This is a genomic window from Falsiroseomonas algicola (assembly GCF_011040385.1).
GTDB lineage: Bacteria > Pseudomonadota > Alphaproteobacteria > Acetobacterales > Acetobacteraceae > Falsiroseomonas > Falsiroseomonas algicola.
This window is the reverse complement of record NZ_JAAIKB010000001.1, coordinates 143,447-158,966: the sequence shown is the minus strand read 5'-3', so window position 1 is coordinate 158,966 and position 15,520 is coordinate 143,447. Positions and strand designations below refer to the sequence as shown.

The window sequence follows — 15,520 nt, the reverse complement described above, 5'->3', positions numbered from 1 at the left end:
TTTCATGACGGCAGCGATCATCGCGGGCGCGATGGCGACGGAGGCCCTGGCGCAACCCGCGCCGCGGCGGGACGAGTTCTACTGGATCGGCCAGACCAACAAGGCCAGCGTGGTCATCAACAGCGAGGAAGGGCTGCTCGACCCCGCCCTCGCCCCGCGCATCGCCCGCGGCCTGCAGACCGTGATCGATGCCGGCGGCCGCCCCGGCGGGCGCCGCCCCAACCTCGTCATCACCTTCGAGCCGCTGTTGATCGAGGCCGCGGGGGTCGAGGCCACGCTGATCCATGCCGGCCGCTCCTCCCAGGACATGCTGACGACGGTGCGGGCCGCCATGCTGCGGGAGGAGCTGCTGCGCGTCGCCGGCGCGCTGCATCGCGCGACGCAGACCATGATCGACAATGCGGAGCGGCATCGCGACACCATCGTGCCGAACTACACCAACGGCGTCGCCGCCCAGCCCAACAGCTATGGCCACTATCTGCTCGGCCATGTCGCGGGGCTGGAGCGCGACATGCAGCGCCTGCGCCAGGCCTATGCGCGGCTCGACCTCTCCCCCATGGGCACCACGGTGCTGAACGGCACCAGCTGGCCGCTGAACCGGGATCGCATGGGCGCCTATCTCGGCTTCCCCGCCACCATCGAGAATGCCTATGACGCCGCGCAGATCCTGGCCGCCGAGATCCCGGTCGAGCTCGGCGCCGTCTCGACGAGCATCGCGATCCATGTCGGCGCCTATATCGCCGATGTCATGACGCAGTATGCGCAGCCCCGCCCCTGGCTGCTGCTGGCGGAGGGCGATGGCAACACCTACGTCTCCTCCGCCATGCCGCAGAAGCGGAACCCCGGCCTGCTGAACGATGTGCGCCGCCAGGCGAGCATGGTGGTCACGCTCGCCACCGGCCGCACCATCGCCGCCCACAACATCCCGCCCGGAATGAACGACCCGAAGAGCGTGGCCGACAACGTCGCGCTGACCGCCGGCACCACACGGCTGCTGGAACAGTGGGACCGCGTGATGCGCGCCCTCGTCCTCAGCCGGGAGCGCGCGCTGGAGGAGCTGGACCTCGACTGGACCGCGTCGCAGGAGATCGCGGATGTGCTGATGCGGGAGCACCGCCTGCCCTTCCGCGTCGGCCACCACGTCGCCAGCGTCATCGTCGATGTCGCCAAGTCCCGCGACTATCGCCCGAGCGACTTCCCCTATGCGGAGGCGCAGCGGATCTATGGGGAGGTGCTGCATGAGATGGGCCTCCCGGAGGGCGAGTTGCCGATGACGGAGCAGGCCTTCCGCGCCGCGCTCGACCCCGCCGCCATCATCCGCGCCCGTGCCACGCCGGGCGGCCCGCAGCCCGCGGAGATGACGCGCATGCTGGCCGGCGCGCGCGCCCGCCTGGCGGAGCACCAGGCCTGGGCCACCGGCCAGCGCGCCCGCATCGATGCCGCCATCGCGCGGCTCGACGCCGATTTCGCCCAGGTCCTGGCCCGCGCCAACTGACGACGGTCCAGGAGGCTCTGCCTCCCAAATGTCCACTTCGGGCGGATGGGGTGTGGGGAAGGCAGCGCCTTCCCCACGGATCGGTGAAGCCCGCCCCGTCTGGCGCCCTGATGGTTAGTCGTTTACCTAAGTGTCTCTTCCCGTAAGGCGCCCCTCGCATGACCCCGCCCGCCCGCTTCACCACCCTCACCTTCGCCCGCGACGTCGCCGCCCCTGTCGCCACGCTGTGGCAGGCCTGGACGGCGCCCGCTGCCCGCGCGGTCTGGGCCGCGCCCTCCCCCGAGGTCACGGTCGAGTTCCTGGAGGCGGAGACGCGGCCGGGCGGGCGGGAGGTCTCGCTCTGCAAGGTTCAGGGCCAGCCCGACATACGCTGCGAGGTCGGCTGGCTCGACCTGGTGCCGCAGGCCCGCAGCGTGAATTCCGAGGTGATCTCTGAAGGCGGCGTCACGCAGTCGGCTGCGCTGGTCACGGCCGCGCTCTCCGGCGGAGGGGAGAGCAGCCGGATCGAGGTGACGGTCCAGCTCGCCTCCCTCGCCGCCGACATGGCCGCGGGCTACCGCCAGGGCTTCGAGGCCGGGCTTTCCAACCTGGCCGGCGTCGCCGCCCGGACGATGGTGCTGGAACGCGTGATCCGCGCGCCGCGCCGCCTGGTCTGGTCCTGCTGGATGAACCCGGAGACGCTGCCGCTGTGGTGGGGGCCGGAGGGCTTCAGCTGCCGCACCACCCGCATCGACCTGCGGGACGGTGGCGAATGGGTCTTCGACATGATCGGGCCGGACGGCACCGTCTATCCGAACCACCACCTCTACCGCGATGTCCGTCCGGAGACGCGGATCGCCTATACCCTGCTCTGGGGCGAGAACGGCCCGAAGCATGCCGATGCCTGGGCGAGCTTCGAGGAGGAAGGCGAGGCCACCCGCGTGACGCTCGCCATGGTGTTCAGCACGGAAGCCGAGTTCCAGGCGGCCAAGGGCTTTGGCGCGCCGGAACTGGGCCAGCAGACGCTGGGCAAGCTGGAACGCTTCGCGCTCGCCCGCTGAGCTTCAGAAACGCGCTGTGAGCGCGCGGCCTCAGAAACGCGCTGTGAGCGCGATGGACCCGAAGGACTGGGCGCCGCCGCGCTGGCCGTAGAACTCCTCCGTCCGCAGCACCTGGCTGTAGGCGAAGCGAAAGCCCTGCCAATGCACGACGAAGCCGGCGGAGAGGTCGCCGACGAAGGGGCGCTTGTCCACCGAGGGGCCGTCATTCCGCCAGGTGTTCCCGTCCAGGAACACATCCCGCAGCACCGCGCGGCCCTGGCCGCCCACGAAGGCGTACCAGCCGAATTCCTGCCGCGGCTGGAAGAAGGCGGAGCCCACCAGCGCCGGGCGGATGCGCGGCGCGCCGTAATCGGCCTCCAGCCCATTGCCGATGCGCAGCGTCGCCCCCGCCCCGGCATAGGTGCTGACGGTGCCAAGCGCGAGCGTCGCGGAGGGCAGCAGATCCATCTCGATGCCGCCGATGCGCAGCGCCGGCGTGCGGAAGGTGCGCTCGAACACCATGTTCAGCGCCGGCTCGTCCTTCAGCTGGCGGGACCAGCCATTGGCAGAGTAGTCGCGGATCAGGTCGTGCACGTTGTTCTGCACGAATTCGCCGAGCGCCGAGGGGCCCACCACGCCCGCCTGGAGCTCCAGCGTGGACAGCGCGAAGCCCTCATCCCGCTGCAGCACCAGCGCGCCGTAGAGATGCCCGGCATAGGGCCGGTCGGTCGGGTCCGGGATGGGGGAGAGCGTGTCGCGCGGCGTGTAGATGGCGTGGCCCAGGCCGAAGCCCCAGCGCACCTCCCCCGGGCCGAGCAGCGCATCGAGCTGGCCATCCAGGAAGCGGAGAAGCCCCGGCAGCTCGGTGGAGGGCGATCGCCAGGCGAACTGCACGCCGCTGGTGTAGTAGCGGTCGGTGCCGGCCAGCGTGTCGTTCTCGTAGTTGAAGGTGAAGCTGCCGCGAGGGTCTGGCACGGGCGGCGCGGGCGGCACCACCGCCACCGGCGGCGTCTGCGCCAGGGCAGGTGCGGCGAGGAGCAGGAGGGGGAGCAGGAGGTGGCGCATGCGGCGGGCGATCCGATCGGGGAGGCGAGCGCCGGCATAACCCAACCAGGCCGCGAAGGCTTCCCCGGCCCGATCGCCCTGTCGGGATCGTGAGGGCCAGAGTGGCGACCCCCGATTTCGCTGGCGCCTGCGTTCTGTTGCCACTATGTTCTGGCCGTCACCGGCACGCCTGCGTCCATCGCCATCCACCGCCGGTTCGGGGACGGCACCCGCGAAATCGGTGCTAAACGCGCATAAACGGCATAATCCGTAGTATCCCTGGTATTTTTAGGATCTACGAGGCGCCAACGGCTCATCGTCGCGGGACCGGAGGTCGAGCGCCAGCAAATCCGCGACGTCGTCGATGGTGGCAGCGGCCGCGGTGAGGGGCATATCGAGGCCGTGCCCCTGGCGCCAGCGGCCCTCCGATTCCGGCGGCTCATCGCCCCAGAGCGGGACGACGCACCGCGGTGGCGGCGGAGGATCATCCAGCCTGGCGCCAATGGGCCGGTCCTCCAGCGTGCTCATCGCCGCGAAGATTGGTCGCGTTCGGCGACGCTTTGGCGAACGCCCCGTCCCGGATCGGCGGCATTGTCTCAATTTCTGATGTTCACAAATTCGAGAGGACACGCCTATGGTGGCGTCGTAACCAACGGTGTACCCGGCAGCGATCCCACGCTCGCACGGTGATCACTGGCAGAGATTGGCAACCTCCGGTGGTCTGTTTTCAGCGCCACATCGCCATAGACGCGAAGGATCGAGAAATGGCGCCATGGATACCAGGATTTTTCCCGTTTCCCGGAATAGTCGCGCTGAATGGAAATTGCCGGCAGTCCGGACCGCGAAAGGCTCCATGACCGCACCATGCCAGGTGATCGCCGACGTGACGCAAGCGCGAGTCGCGTTGTGCAATCAGCAGCACGGGCGCGCCCACGGCCGGCTTCGCATCGCGACCCGGCCACGCCGCCACCCCCGCCCGGCGGGTTTCGAAGGCGCCTTTGCACGCGGAGGATGCAACGGCATCAGATGTTTGACGCTCTGCGTGGATTCACGGCAAAGAGAGTAGACGAGTCCCAGCGGTGTGCACCGCGCGGAGGTTGGGATGGAAAGCCACATCGAGCGCCTGACCGCCGCCTGCGGCCTGCGCCACTTCAGCTATCGGGCTTTCGCCGCACCGGAGATCGTCATCCTCCCGAAGGCGGTCGTCGCGGAGGCGGAGGAGGATCCGGCCAGCGAGCCGGAGATGCCGGCGGCTGTCGCCATGGCGCCGGAAAGCCCTCCCGCACCGGCCAGCACGCCCCTTCCCGCGCCGCCGCTGGCCCCGCTGCCGCCACTGCCTGCCCCGGCCTCCCCGCCGATCCGCCTGGCCCAGCCGCCGGAGGATCAGGCGCCCGCCTTCACCCTGCCGGCGCGCCGCGCGCCCGTGACGCTGCCGCCACCGGACGCACCCGTGATGGCGGCCGCCGCCCGGCCCACACGGCCGAGCGGGCGGCCGCCCGTCGTGCTGCCAGCCCCCGACAGCCTCGACCCCCTCATCGCCTTCCGGGGCCGTGAGCATCGCATGCCCCCCGATCGCCGCGCCGCGCCGCCGCCGCCCCCGAAGCGGGATGCGCCGCCGCGGCGCTTCGCCTTGCTCGACGAGATTGCCCCGCCCGCCGCCCGGCAACCCGGGGGTCAAGACCGCCGCGCCCCCACAACGCCACCCCACGGCCGATCCTGAAGCGAGTCCGAATTTTCCATGCCGCTCATCGCCTTCGTTTCGCCCAAGGGGGGTGTCGGCAAGACGACCCTGGCCGCCAGCGTTTCCGCCGTCCTCGCCGCGCGGGGGGCGGAGGTCATCGCCCTCGACCTCGATCCGCAGAATGCGCTCCGCCTCCATCTCGGCGTGCCGATCCATGAGGAATCGGGCTTCCTGGCGGGGCTGCCCGACGGGCTCCGCTGGCAGGAGGCGCTCCGCCAGACGCGCGCCGGCGTCGGCCTGCTGCCGCATGGCCATACCGAGCCCAAGGCCTCGCTCGATCTGACGCGGCTGCTGCTGGAACGCCCGGACCTGCTCGGCCAGCAGGTGCGGGAGATGGTGTCGGCCCCCGGCCGCGTCGTCATCGTCGATGCCGCGCCCGGCCCCTCCCCGGCCCTTTCGGCCGTGCTGCCGCTGGCGGATGTCATCTGCGTGGTGCTGCTGGCCGATAGCGGCTCGGCCTCCCTCATCCCCTCCGTCGCCAGCGGCCGCTTCCTCGGCCGCGGGACTTTGGCGTCGCGCGCCGCGCTGAAGGCGATGCTGGTGTTGAACCAGGTGGATCTCGGCGCGCCGCTGTCGGATGCGGTGCTGGAATTCGCGCAGCAGGCCATGGGGGAACGCCCCGTCAGCGCCGTGGCGCGCGACCCCGCGGTGGCGGAGGCGCTGGCCGATCGCCGCCTGCCGGTGGAAGGCGTCGGCCCGGGGTCGGAGGATATCGCGCTGCTGGCGGAAACGCTGGCCAAGCGCCTCGACCTCGGCGCGCCGCCGGTGGAGAAGGATCGCGGCCGGCCCAGCTTCTCGGCCCTCACCTCCTGGGGGCTGCGCCGTTGATCCGCGCTGCCACGGAAGGAACGCTGCCGCTGCCGGGGCGGCTGCTGCGGGGCGTCCTCATCGCCCTCGGCGCCATCGCCCTGCTGATCGTCATCACCGTGCCGCTCGCCGGCGAACAGCAGGCGGTGCTGACGCTGCTCGGCGCCGGCGCCTTCATCATCCTCAACCGCTTCCGCTCCCGCCGCGTCACCGTCTTCCTGGTGATGCTCTCGGTTGCCATCACCTCGCGCTACCTCTTCTGGCGCGTCACGCAGACGATCGAGTTCGAGAGCGTGCTCGGCGGCATGATGTCGATCGGCCTGCTGCTGGCGGAGGTCTATGCCGCGGCGCTGCTCTTCCTCTCCTACGTCCAGCTCACCTGGCCGCTCGACCGCAAGCCGGTGCCGCTGCCGGCCGATGTGAATGAATGGCCGACGGTCGATGTCTACGTGCCCTCCTACAACGAAAGCCTCGATATCGTGCGGCCGACGGTGCTGGCCGCGATGAACATCGACTGGCCGCGGGACAAGCTGAACGTCTACATCCTGGATGACGGTCGCCGGCCGGAGTTCCGGGACTTCGCGGAGCAGGTGGGCTGCGGCTACGTCATCCGGCCCGACAACAAGGGCGCCAAGGCCGGCAACATCAACCACGCGCTGAAGCACACCGATGGCGAATACATCGCCATCTTCGACTGCGACCACGCGCCGACGCGCGCCTTCCTGCAGATGACGGCGGGCTGGCTGGTGCGGGACAAGCGCATCGCCTGCGTGCAGACGCCGCACTACTTCTACTCGGCCGATCCCTTCGAGCGGAACCTGGCGCGTCGCCGCCGCGTGCCCAATGAAGGCCTTCTGTTCTACGGCGCCATCCAGCCGGGGAACGACCTCTGGAACGCCGCCTTCTTCTGCGGCAGCTGCGCGCTGATCCGCCGTTCCGCCCTGATGGAGGTCGGCGGCGTGCCGCACCAGACGGTGACGGAGGATTGCCACTGCTCCCTGCTGATGGCGAAGAAGGGCTGGCACAGCGCCTATATCCGCCTGCCGCTGGCCGCCGGCCTCGCGACGGAACGCCTTTCGATCCATATCGGCCAGCGCATGCGCTGGGCGCGGGGCATGATCCAGATCCTTCGGCAGGAAAACACGCCGATGATCAAGGAGCTGAGCATCACCCAGCGGCTCTGCTACTTCACCGCGGGCTTCAGCTTCCTCTTCGCCCTGCCGCGCATCGTCTTCCTCACCTCGCCGCTCGGCTTCCTGTTCCTGGGCGAGAACATCATCGCCGCCTCGCCCCTCGCCATCATCGCCTATGCCGGCAGCCACATGATCCATGCCTTCGGCACGGCCGCGCGGCTGAACGGCAACAACCGGCATTCCTTCTGGTCGGAGATCTACGAGGCCTCGCTCGCTGGCCCGCTCGTGCGCGTCACCATCGCCACGCTCTGGGACCCGCTGAAGGGCAAGTTCAACGTCACCGACAAGGGCGGCATGGTGGAGCACGGCTATCTCGACGTGCCGGCCGTGCTGCCGAACCTGGTGCTGCTCGGCCTGCTGCTGATGGGCGTCTCCATCGGCGTCTACGGCCTCTTCACCGCGCCGGTGGGGTCGCTGGAGTTCCAGGCCTATGCGCTGAACACGCTCTGGGCCACGCTCTGCCTGGTGCCGGTCTCCGCCGCCGTGGCGGTGGGGGTGGAGCGGGAGCAGATGCGGGAACGCGCGCGCATCCGCTCCGACATCCCCTCCGAGATCGTGTTGGAGGATGGGCGGCGCATGCCGGCCATCACCTCCGACATCTCGCTTTCCGGTGCCAGGCTGGTGCTGGAGCGGCCGCTCGGTGTGGCGGATGAGGCGACGTGCCGCATCGCCTTCCACAGCGGCGGCGAGGTGCAGGAAGTGCCCGCGACGCTGCTGCGGTGGGAGGACAATGAGGCCGTCGTGCGGTTCGAGATCAGCGACATGCGGGACGAGATGGCGCTGGTGCGCGTCTTCTTCGGCCGGCCGGATGCCTGGGTGGCCTGGGACCATTGGCCGAAGGACAAGCCGCTGCGCGCGCTGAAGGATGTGGTGGGCGCGACCCGGGACGCGGTGTTCCATCGCTACCGCTTCCAGATGCGCAAGCCGCCGAAGCGCCTGGCGCCGGCCGCCGCGGCGGCCGCGGCGGTGGAGCGCAAGTCGGATGTCGTGCGGCCCCGCCGCGCGGCGGAGCGCGCCAAGGACATGGCGGCCGGCGTGCTGCTGGCGCTGGCCCTCACGGCTCCCGCCCTGGCGCAGAACGCCCCGGCGACGGGCCAGGGCCAGCCGCCGAGCCGCCCTGCTACGCGCGCCCAGCCGGCCCCCGCCGCGCCGCCGCCCGTGCGCCTCGTGCCGCCTGCGGCCGCACCGGCGCTGGTCGCGCCGGCGGTGGAGGCGCAGCCCCTGCCGGAGCCCACGCCCCCACCGGTCCAGGCCGCGCCGCCCCCTTCCCTGCCGCCCGCGCCGCCGCCCGTGGCGGCCTCGCCCTTCGCCAGCGCCGCCATCGCCTCCGCGACGCGGGAAGCGCGGTTCACGCTGCGCGAACTCGGCCTGACGGGCCCGATGCAGTTCCGCGGCACGGCCGACCTGCAAGGCGTGCTTTTCGGCTTCTCCCGCGACGAGGTCGTGACGCAGGCGCGGCTCGTCGTGCAGGGCGGCTCCTCCGCCCAGCTCATCCCCTCCCTCTCCCAGATCGCGGTGACGCTGAACGAGCAGTTCGTTGGCAACATTCCGCTGGACCCCGCGCGGGGCGCCTTCGGGCCCGTGGGCTTCGACCTTGATCCGCTGGCCTTCGCGGAGCTGAACCGGCTGAACTTCCGCTTCACCGCGCGCTACACGCCGGAATGCAACGACCCGCTCTCGGGCCTGCTCAGCGCCAATGTCTCCGACCTCTCGACCCTGACGCTGACGATCGAGCGCCTGGTGCCGCAGCGGGACCTGGCGCGGCTGCCGGAGCCGCTGTTCGATCGGCGGAATCTGCGCCAGGCGCTGACGCTGCCCGTCGTCTTGGCGTCCGAATCCGGGCCCTCCGCGCTGCGGGCGGCGGCGATCGCCGCCAGCTACTTCGCGGTGGAGGCCGATTACCGCGGGGCGCGCTTCCCCGTCTCCCGCTCCGTGCCGCCCAGCGGCAATGCGGTGGTGCTGGCGGCGCAGCCTGATGCCATCCCGAACCTGACCCTGCCGCGCTTCGAGGGCCCGACCCTGGCGCTGATCGCCAACCCGACGGACCCCTATGGCACGCTGCTGGTGATCGGCGGGCGGTCGGAGACGGAACTCGCCCAGGCTGCCATCGCGCTGGCCGCCGGCGGCGATACTTTTGGCGGGGAGGCCGTGCGCCTCTCCGGCCCGCCCATCGTCGCACCGCGCCGGCCCTATGACGCGCCGCGCTGGGTGGCGCCCGACCGGCCGGAGGATTTCGGCAGCCGGATCGATCGCAACGACCTGCAGGCCTATGGCTATTCGCCCGGCACCATCCGCATGCCGCTCCGCACCGCGCCGGACCTGCTGACCTGGGCGGGGCGGGGCATTCCGGTCGATATCGAGTATCGCGCGCCAGGCGGGCCGATCCTGGATGTCGCGACCTCGCGCCTCGATGTCTCGATCTCCGGCGTCTTCCTGAAGTCGCTGCCGCTCGGCCCCGGCGATCGCTGGTGGCTGCCCGATTTCCTGGCGCCCTATGTCACGGGCACGGTGCTGCCGGATGCCGCGGTGCGGCGCGGGCGGGTGATGGTCCCGACCTACCTGCTGGCGGGGCAGGATGAGCTGCAGATGCGCTTCGACATGCGCCCCTTCGCGCGTGGCGATTGCGTCGGCGTGCCGGGCGATATCCGCGCCGCCATCGAGCCCACCTCCACCGTCGATGTCTCCCGCGCCTGGCGCTATGCGCGGATGCCCTCGCTCGGCTTCTTCGCCTCCTCCGGCTTTCCCTTCACGCGCATGGCGGACCTTTCCGCCACCACGGTGATCCTGCCGGAAGCGCCGAACACGGTGGAGACGGGCGCCTTCCTCGACCTGATCGGCTCCATGGCGGTGAAGGTCGGGCTGCCGGCGACGGGGGTGCAGGTGGCCTTCCCGACCGGCGCGGGCAGCCAGGGCAATCGCGACCTGATCCTGATGGGCACCTTCGGGCGCCAGCCGGCCGCGGCGACGCTGCTGCGCAACAGCCCGGTGCAGGTCTCCCAGGACCGGGTCAGCATCGCCGCCCCCGATGCGCTGGCCGATATCCGTGCGCTCTTCCTGGACCAGCCTGGGGGCGCGGAGCGTCGGCGCGCGGCGGCGGCGCTGACGGAAGTTGGTGAGTCGCTCGCGGTGATCGTCGGCACGGAGGCCCCGGAAGGCGGCGGCCGTTCCGTCGTGGCGCTGCTGGGCGCGACGCCGGCGGCGCTGGCCAATGCCGTCTCCACGCTGCGGGACCCCGCCACGGCGGGCCAGGTGCAGGGTGACCTCGCGGTGCTGAACGGCGTGCGCGTTACCACCTTCCGCACCAATGCCAGCTACACCACCGGCGATCCGCCCTTCTGGATGATGCCCTACCTGATGCTGGATGAATCGCCCTGGCGCGTCGGCCTGCTGATGCTGGCGGCGGCCCTGCTGCTGGCGCTACCCTCCGCCTGGATGCTGCGTCGACGCTCCGCCATGCGGCTGCGTGCGCGAACGCCGAAGGACCACTGAGACCATGCGGCCCAGCCTGCGCCTCGCCCTGCTGGCGACGACCCTGGCCCTCCCCGCCGCGGCGCAGGAGGCGGGGTCTCCCGCCATCGCCATCCTGGTCCGCCAGGCGGAACGCTGGCTGGCGCAGGACCGGGTGGACCTGGCGATGGCGCCTATCGAGCGCGCCCTGGCCGCCGAGCCCAACAACCCGCAGGCGCTCGCCGTCGCCGCGCGGATCGAGGTCGCGCGCGGCAACCGGGAGGCCGCGAATGCCTATCTCGCGCGCCTCGGCCAGTCCGGCGCCCGGACCCAGGTGCAGGAGGTGCAGGACGCCATCCGCGCCAGCAGCCTGGACCGCCAGGGGCTGGAGGAAGCGCGGCGCCTGGCCAGCGAAGGCCGCGCCGCCTCCGCCGTTCAGCGCTACCGCGCCGTCTTCGGCAATCAGCCGCCACCGGAGCCCTATGCGCTGGAATACGCGCAGGCGCTGTCCGGCGCCCCCGCCACGCGGCAGGAGGGGATCGAGGCGCTGTCCCGCCTGGCGTCGCGCCCCAACGCGACGGCGCGGGCACGGCTCGCCTATGCGCAGGCCCTGACCTTCGACCCGCCGACGCGCCTGCAGGGTATCCAGCAGCTGCAATCGCTCGCCAGCCTGCCGGATGTGGGCGGGGAGGCGCGTCGGGCCTGGGCCGCGGCCATCGGCTTCTCCGGCAACGATCCCGCCATGCTGCCCGCGGCCGAGGCCTTCCTGCAGCGCTACCCCGATGACCCGGAAATGCGGCGCCGGGCGGAGACGCTGCGCGCCGCCATCCGCTCGGCACCCGCACCGGACCCGGAAGCCGCAGGGCGGCAACTCGCCTTCCAGCGGCTGGAGGCCGGCGCCATCGGCGACAGCGCGCGGCGCTTCCAGGAATTGCTGGCGCGCGACCCCAACGATTCGGACAGCCTCGGCGGGCTCGGCATCATCCGGCTGCGGGAGGGCAACCTGGCGGAGGCGCGGGAGCTGCTCGGCCGCGCCATGGCGAACGACCCGCAGGGCGGCCGGCAGTGGCAGCGCGCCTTCGAGGGCGCGGCCTATGGCGACGAACTCGCCACCGCCCGCGCGCAACTCCGCCGCAACGACGTCGAGGCCGCGGAGATAACCGCCCGCCGCGCCGCGCTGCGGGAGGTGGATGACCGGTCGGACATAGAGACCCTGCTGGGCGACATCGCGCTCCGCCGCAACGACCCGGCGGCAGCCGAGGCGCGCTACCGTGCCGCCCTGTCGCGCCGCCCGGGCTTCCCGCCGGCCCAGACCGGCCTCGCCCAGGCACTCCGCGCGCAGGGCCGCGCGCCCGAGCCGCGCCTGGCGGGCGAGCCCCGCAGCACCCCAGCGCCCGAAGGCGAGGGGTTCCGGGCGGAGGGCGGCACGCCCCCCCTGCCCGCCAGCGCCGCCGCCTTCCGCGCGGAGGCCGCGCGCGTCGCGGACCCGGGCGCGGCCGCGGTGCTGCTGCGCAACGCCATGGCGGCGGCGCCCGACAATCCCTGGATCAGGCTCGACCTGGCGCGCGCGCTGCGGCGCCAGGGGCGCGGCTCCGAAGGGCGGGCGCTGGTGGAGGAACTCGCCTCCCGCACCAGCACGCCGGACAACATCTACGCCGCGGCGCTGCTGGCGGAGGAGGATGGCCGCACCGCCGATGCCGATGCGCTGCTGGCGCGCATCCCGCCGGGGCGCCGCACTGCCGATATGGGGCGGCTCGCCACCCGCATCCGGACGCAGCGGGAGGTGGTGGCCGCGGCCGCGATGATGGCGGCCTCGCCGCTCGACGGGCGGTCGCAGCTGCTGGCCCTGGCCGCGCGGCCCGACCCCACCGGCAGCACGGCCGGCGCCGTCATCCGCGCCTTCAGCGATGCCAATGACCGCGCCGGCGCGGCAGAGGCCGGGCGCGTCGCTTCCGTCGCCAACCGCAGCCAGACCCCGGCCCGCGTCGCCATCGCCGGCGCGCTGCTGGCCGCCGGGCTGGAGGCGGAGGCCACGGCGCTGGCGGCCGAGATCGAGGCCGGGAACCCGACCGCCGAGGTGCGCCGGGACCTCGCCGTGTTGCGTTCCGGCGCCGCCATTCGCGCCGCGGACCGGCTGAACGAGGCCGGCGACCAGGTGCAGGCCTTCGAACGGCTGCGCCCTGCCCTCGCCCAGCCCGAGAACCGCGACGCGCAACTGGCGCTCGCCCGCCTCTACCTCGGCGCCCGCCAGCCGGCGGAGGCGCTGCGCGTGGCGGAGGCGACGCTGATGCGGGACCCCCGCAACGTCGATGCCCGCCGCACCGCGATCGAGGCTGCCATCGCGACGGGCGACCGCGCCCGCGCCGCGCGGCTGCTGGCGGAGGGGCAGAGCGCCATGCCGTCGGACGCCCGCGTGCTCCTGCTGGAAGCGCGGGTCGCCCGAGACGCCGGGGACGGGCCCCGCGCGCGCCAGGCGCTGGAAGCGGCGCTGCGCCAGCGCCAGGCGGAACTCGGCAGCTTCACCCGCGGGCCGACGCCGGCCGGGCTGGTCGGCGCCAGCGCGCAGAACCCCTTCGGCCGCGCGGCCTCCACCGCCTCCGCCAATGCGCCGACGGACCGCGTGACGCGGGAGATCGAGCAGGAACTGGCAGCGCTGCGCGACGACATCGGGCCCAGCATGGCGGCCATCGTCGGCGGCCGCATGCGGTCGGGTGACAACGGCCTCGACAAGCTGGCGGAAGTCACGGCGCGGCTGGAGGCGGTGGTGACGGCGCCGATCGTGGGCGGGCGGCTGACCGTCTATGCGGAGCCGACGGCCATCGATTCAGGCTCGGTGGAGAACTCCACCCAGGCGCGGCGGCGTTTCGGCACGGCCGCGCTGTCCTCGCCGACCTCCCTGCCCCCGATTCCCAGCGGCTCCGCGGCCGGCGTCGGGCTTGGCGTGGCGTATCAGCGCGGCGATTGGGGGCGTGCCGATGTCGGTTCCACGCCCATCGGCTTCCCCACCTCCAACATCGTCGGCGGCGTGGAGATCTCGCCGCGCATCACCGATGACGGCGTGCGACTGCGGTTCACGGCGGAACGCCGGGCGATGAATGACAGCGTGCTCTCCTATGCCGGCGTGACCGATACGCGGACGGGTGCGAGCTGGGGTCCGGTGCTGCGGACCGGCGGGCGCGGCCAGGTGGAGATCCCGCTCGGCGCGGGCTACGGGTATGCCGGCGGCGGCTACTCCATCATCGATGGCAGCGGCGTGGTTTCCAACAGCCGGATCGAGGCGGGCGCGGGCGTTTCCATCCCCGTCTACCGCAGCGGCGATACGGAGATCCGCACGGGGCTCGACCTCGTCTATCTCGCCTACCAGAAGAACCTTCGGTACTTCACCCTCGGCCATGGCGGCTACTTCTCGCCCCAGCAATACACGGCGCTGAACCTGCCGGTGGATTACCGCGGCCGCAGCGGCGACCTGACCTACCGCGTGGGCGCGACGCTGGGCTACGCCGCCTGGCGGGAGGATTCGGCCCCCTATTTCCCGAACGACCCGGGCGCGCAGGCAACGCTGCAGGCGCAGGCCGATGCCACGGCCGGGACCAGCGAAGCGGTCTCGGCGACCTATCGTGGGCAGTCCCAGGCCGGTGCCGTGGGTGGCGTGCGGGCGGACCTCGACTATGCGCTGAACGACAGCCTCTCGATCGGGGCCGCGCTGCGCTACGACAAGGCGTCGAACTTCGACGAGACGCGGTTCCAGCTGCGGCTGCGCAACCGCTTCTGATGGCGGCTCAGGCGGCGCGGGGCGCCGCCTGCAGCATGGGGCCGATCTCATGCTGGGTTCGGAAATAGGCGATGGTGCGCCGCAGCCCTTCCTCCAGCCCCACTTCCGGCACCCAGCCCGCGAGCTGCCCGATGCGGGTGATGTCGGGGCGCCGCTGGCGGGGATCGTCCTGCGGCAGCGGCCGGGTTTCGAGGCGGGAGCGGGAGCCGGTCAGGCGGATCACCAGCGTCGCCAGGTCCAGCATGGTGAATTCGCCGGGATTGCCGATGTTGATCGGGCCGACCGCCGCGGGGCTGTCGGATTCCATCAGCGCGATCAGCGCGGTCACCATGTCGTCGACATAGCAGAAGGATCGGGTCTGGCTGCCGTCCCCGAAGATGGTCAGCGGCTGGCCCGTCAGCGCCTGCATGATGAAATTGGACACCACGCGGCCATCGTTCGGATGCATGCGGGGGCCGTAGGTGTTGAAGATCCGCGCCACGCGGATCGGCACGCCATGCTGCCGGTGGTAGTCGAAGAACAGCGTCTCCGCGCAGCGCTTGCCCTCGTCGTAGCAGGCGCGGGGGCCGATCGGGTTCACGTTGCCCCAATAGCCCTCGGGCTGCGGATGCACCTGCGGGTCGCCATAGACCTCGCTGGTCGAGGCCTGGAGGATGCGGACCTTGAGGCGCTTCGCCAGCCCTAGCATGTTGATGGCGCCCAGGACGCTGGTCTTGGTCGTCTGCACCGGGTCCTGCTGGTAGTGGATGGGTGATGCCGGGCAGGCCAAATTGTAGATCTCGTCCACCTCCACCGAGAGGGGGAAGGTCACGTCATGGCGCAGCAGCTCGAAATACGGGTTGGCCAGCAGCGCGGCCACATTCTCCCGCACGCCGGTGAAGAAGTTGTCCACGCAGATCACGTGGTGCCCGGCGCCGAGCAGCCTTTCGCAGAGGTGGGAGCCGATGAAACCTGCACCCCCCGTGACCAGCACGCGGCGGCGGAAATGACGCATGGCCGAAG

At 71.8% G+C, this 15,520-nt stretch carries 8 protein-coding genes; 6 read left to right on the top strand and 2 right to left on the bottom strand.

Going from position 1 to position 15,520, the window contains the following annotated elements; all coding sequences use genetic code 11:
- The first annotated feature begins 4 nt into the window (after positions 1 to 4).
- Positions 5 to 1,495 (top strand): lyase family protein, encoded by a 1,491-nt coding sequence (locus G3576_RS00750; protein WP_235951337.1) that lies wholly within the window; start codon positions 5 to 7, stop codon positions 1,493 to 1,495.
- 158 nt (positions 1,496 to 1,653) lie between these two features.
- The gene (locus G3576_RS00745) at positions 1,654 to 2,535 is read left to right on the top strand and encodes an SRPBCC family protein (RefSeq protein WP_164692411.1); all 882 of its coding nucleotides are present in this window, start codon (positions 1,654 to 1,656) and stop codon (positions 2,533 to 2,535) included.
- A gap of 30 nt (positions 2,536 to 2,565) precedes the next feature.
- Here the strand turns inward: G3576_RS00745 and G3576_RS00740 are convergent, their stop codons facing one another.
- On the bottom strand, positions 2,566 to 3,579 hold the full coding sequence (locus G3576_RS00740; protein WP_164692410.1) for a lipid A deacylase LpxR family protein: 1,014 nt from the start codon (positions 3,577 to 3,579) through the stop codon (positions 2,566 to 2,568).
- Positions 3,580 to 4,660: 1,081 nt separating this feature from the next.
- On the opposite strand from G3576_RS00740, the gene G3576_RS00735 reads away from it, so the two are divergent.
- Genes G3576_RS00735 through G3576_RS00720 form a run of 4 tightly spaced genes read left to right on the top strand, consistent with a single transcriptional unit; the run spans position 4,661 to position 14,518 of the window.
- The gene (locus tag G3576_RS00735; protein WP_164692409.1) at positions 4,661 to 5,278 is read left to right on the top strand and encodes a hypothetical protein; all 618 of its coding nucleotides are present in this window, start codon (positions 4,661 to 4,663) and stop codon (positions 5,276 to 5,278) included.
- Positions 5,279 to 5,296: 18 nt separating this feature from the next.
- Positions 5,297 to 6,127: a cellulose synthase operon protein YhjQ/BcsQ gene (locus G3576_RS00730; protein ID WP_164692408.1), complete on the top strand. Its 831-nt coding sequence runs from the start codon at positions 5,297 to 5,299 to the stop codon at positions 6,125 to 6,127.
- Positions 6,124 to 10,788 (top strand): UDP-forming cellulose synthase catalytic subunit, encoded by a 4,665-nt coding sequence (gene bcsA / locus G3576_RS32150; protein ID WP_164692407.1) that lies wholly within the window; start codon positions 6,124 to 6,126, stop codon positions 10,786 to 10,788. Before G3576_RS00730 ends, bcsA begins: the two co-directional genes overlap by 4 nt.
- A 4-nt stretch (positions 10,789 to 10,792) precedes the next feature.
- Complete coding sequence (locus G3576_RS00720) at positions 10,793 to 14,518, top strand: cellulose biosynthesis protein BcsC (RefSeq protein ID WP_164692406.1); 3,726 nt, start codon at positions 10,793 to 10,795, stop codon at positions 14,516 to 14,518.
- A gap of 7 nt (positions 14,519 to 14,525) precedes the next feature.
- Here G3576_RS00720 and G3576_RS00715 read toward each other — a convergent pair whose 3' ends face one another.
- Positions 14,526 to 15,512, bottom strand: coding sequence for a UDP-glucuronic acid decarboxylase family protein (locus G3576_RS00715; RefSeq protein ID WP_164692405.1), 987 nt, complete (start codon positions 15,510 to 15,512; stop codon positions 14,526 to 14,528).
- Positions 15,513 to 15,520: the final 8 nt, after the last annotated feature.

Bases quoted from the DNA above. Each gene is read 5' to 3' on its own strand.
- G3576_RS00720 (WP_164692406.1), top strand. From the start codon at position 10,793: ATGCGGCCCAGCCTGCGCCTCGCCCTGCTGGCGACGACCCTGGCCCTC.
- G3576_RS00750 (WP_235951337.1), top strand. From the start codon at position 5: ATGACGGCAGCGATCATCGCGGGCGCGATGGCGACGGAGGCCCTGGCG.
- G3576_RS00715 (WP_164692405.1), bottom strand. From the start codon at position 15,512: ATGCGTCATTTCCGCCGCCGCGTGCTGGTCACGGGGGGTGCAGGTTTC.
- G3576_RS00740 (WP_164692410.1), bottom strand. From the start codon at position 3,579: ATGCGCCACCTCCTGCTCCCCCTCCTGCTCCTCGCCGCACCTGCCCTG.
- G3576_RS00735 (WP_164692409.1), top strand. From the start codon at position 4,661: ATGGAAAGCCACATCGAGCGCCTGACCGCCGCCTGCGGCCTGCGCCAC.
- G3576_RS00730 (WP_164692408.1), top strand. From the start codon at position 5,297: ATGCCGCTCATCGCCTTCGTTTCGCCCAAGGGGGGTGTCGGCAAGACG.
- G3576_RS00745 (WP_164692411.1), top strand. From the start codon at position 1,654: ATGACCCCGCCCGCCCGCTTCACCACCCTCACCTTCGCCCGCGACGTC.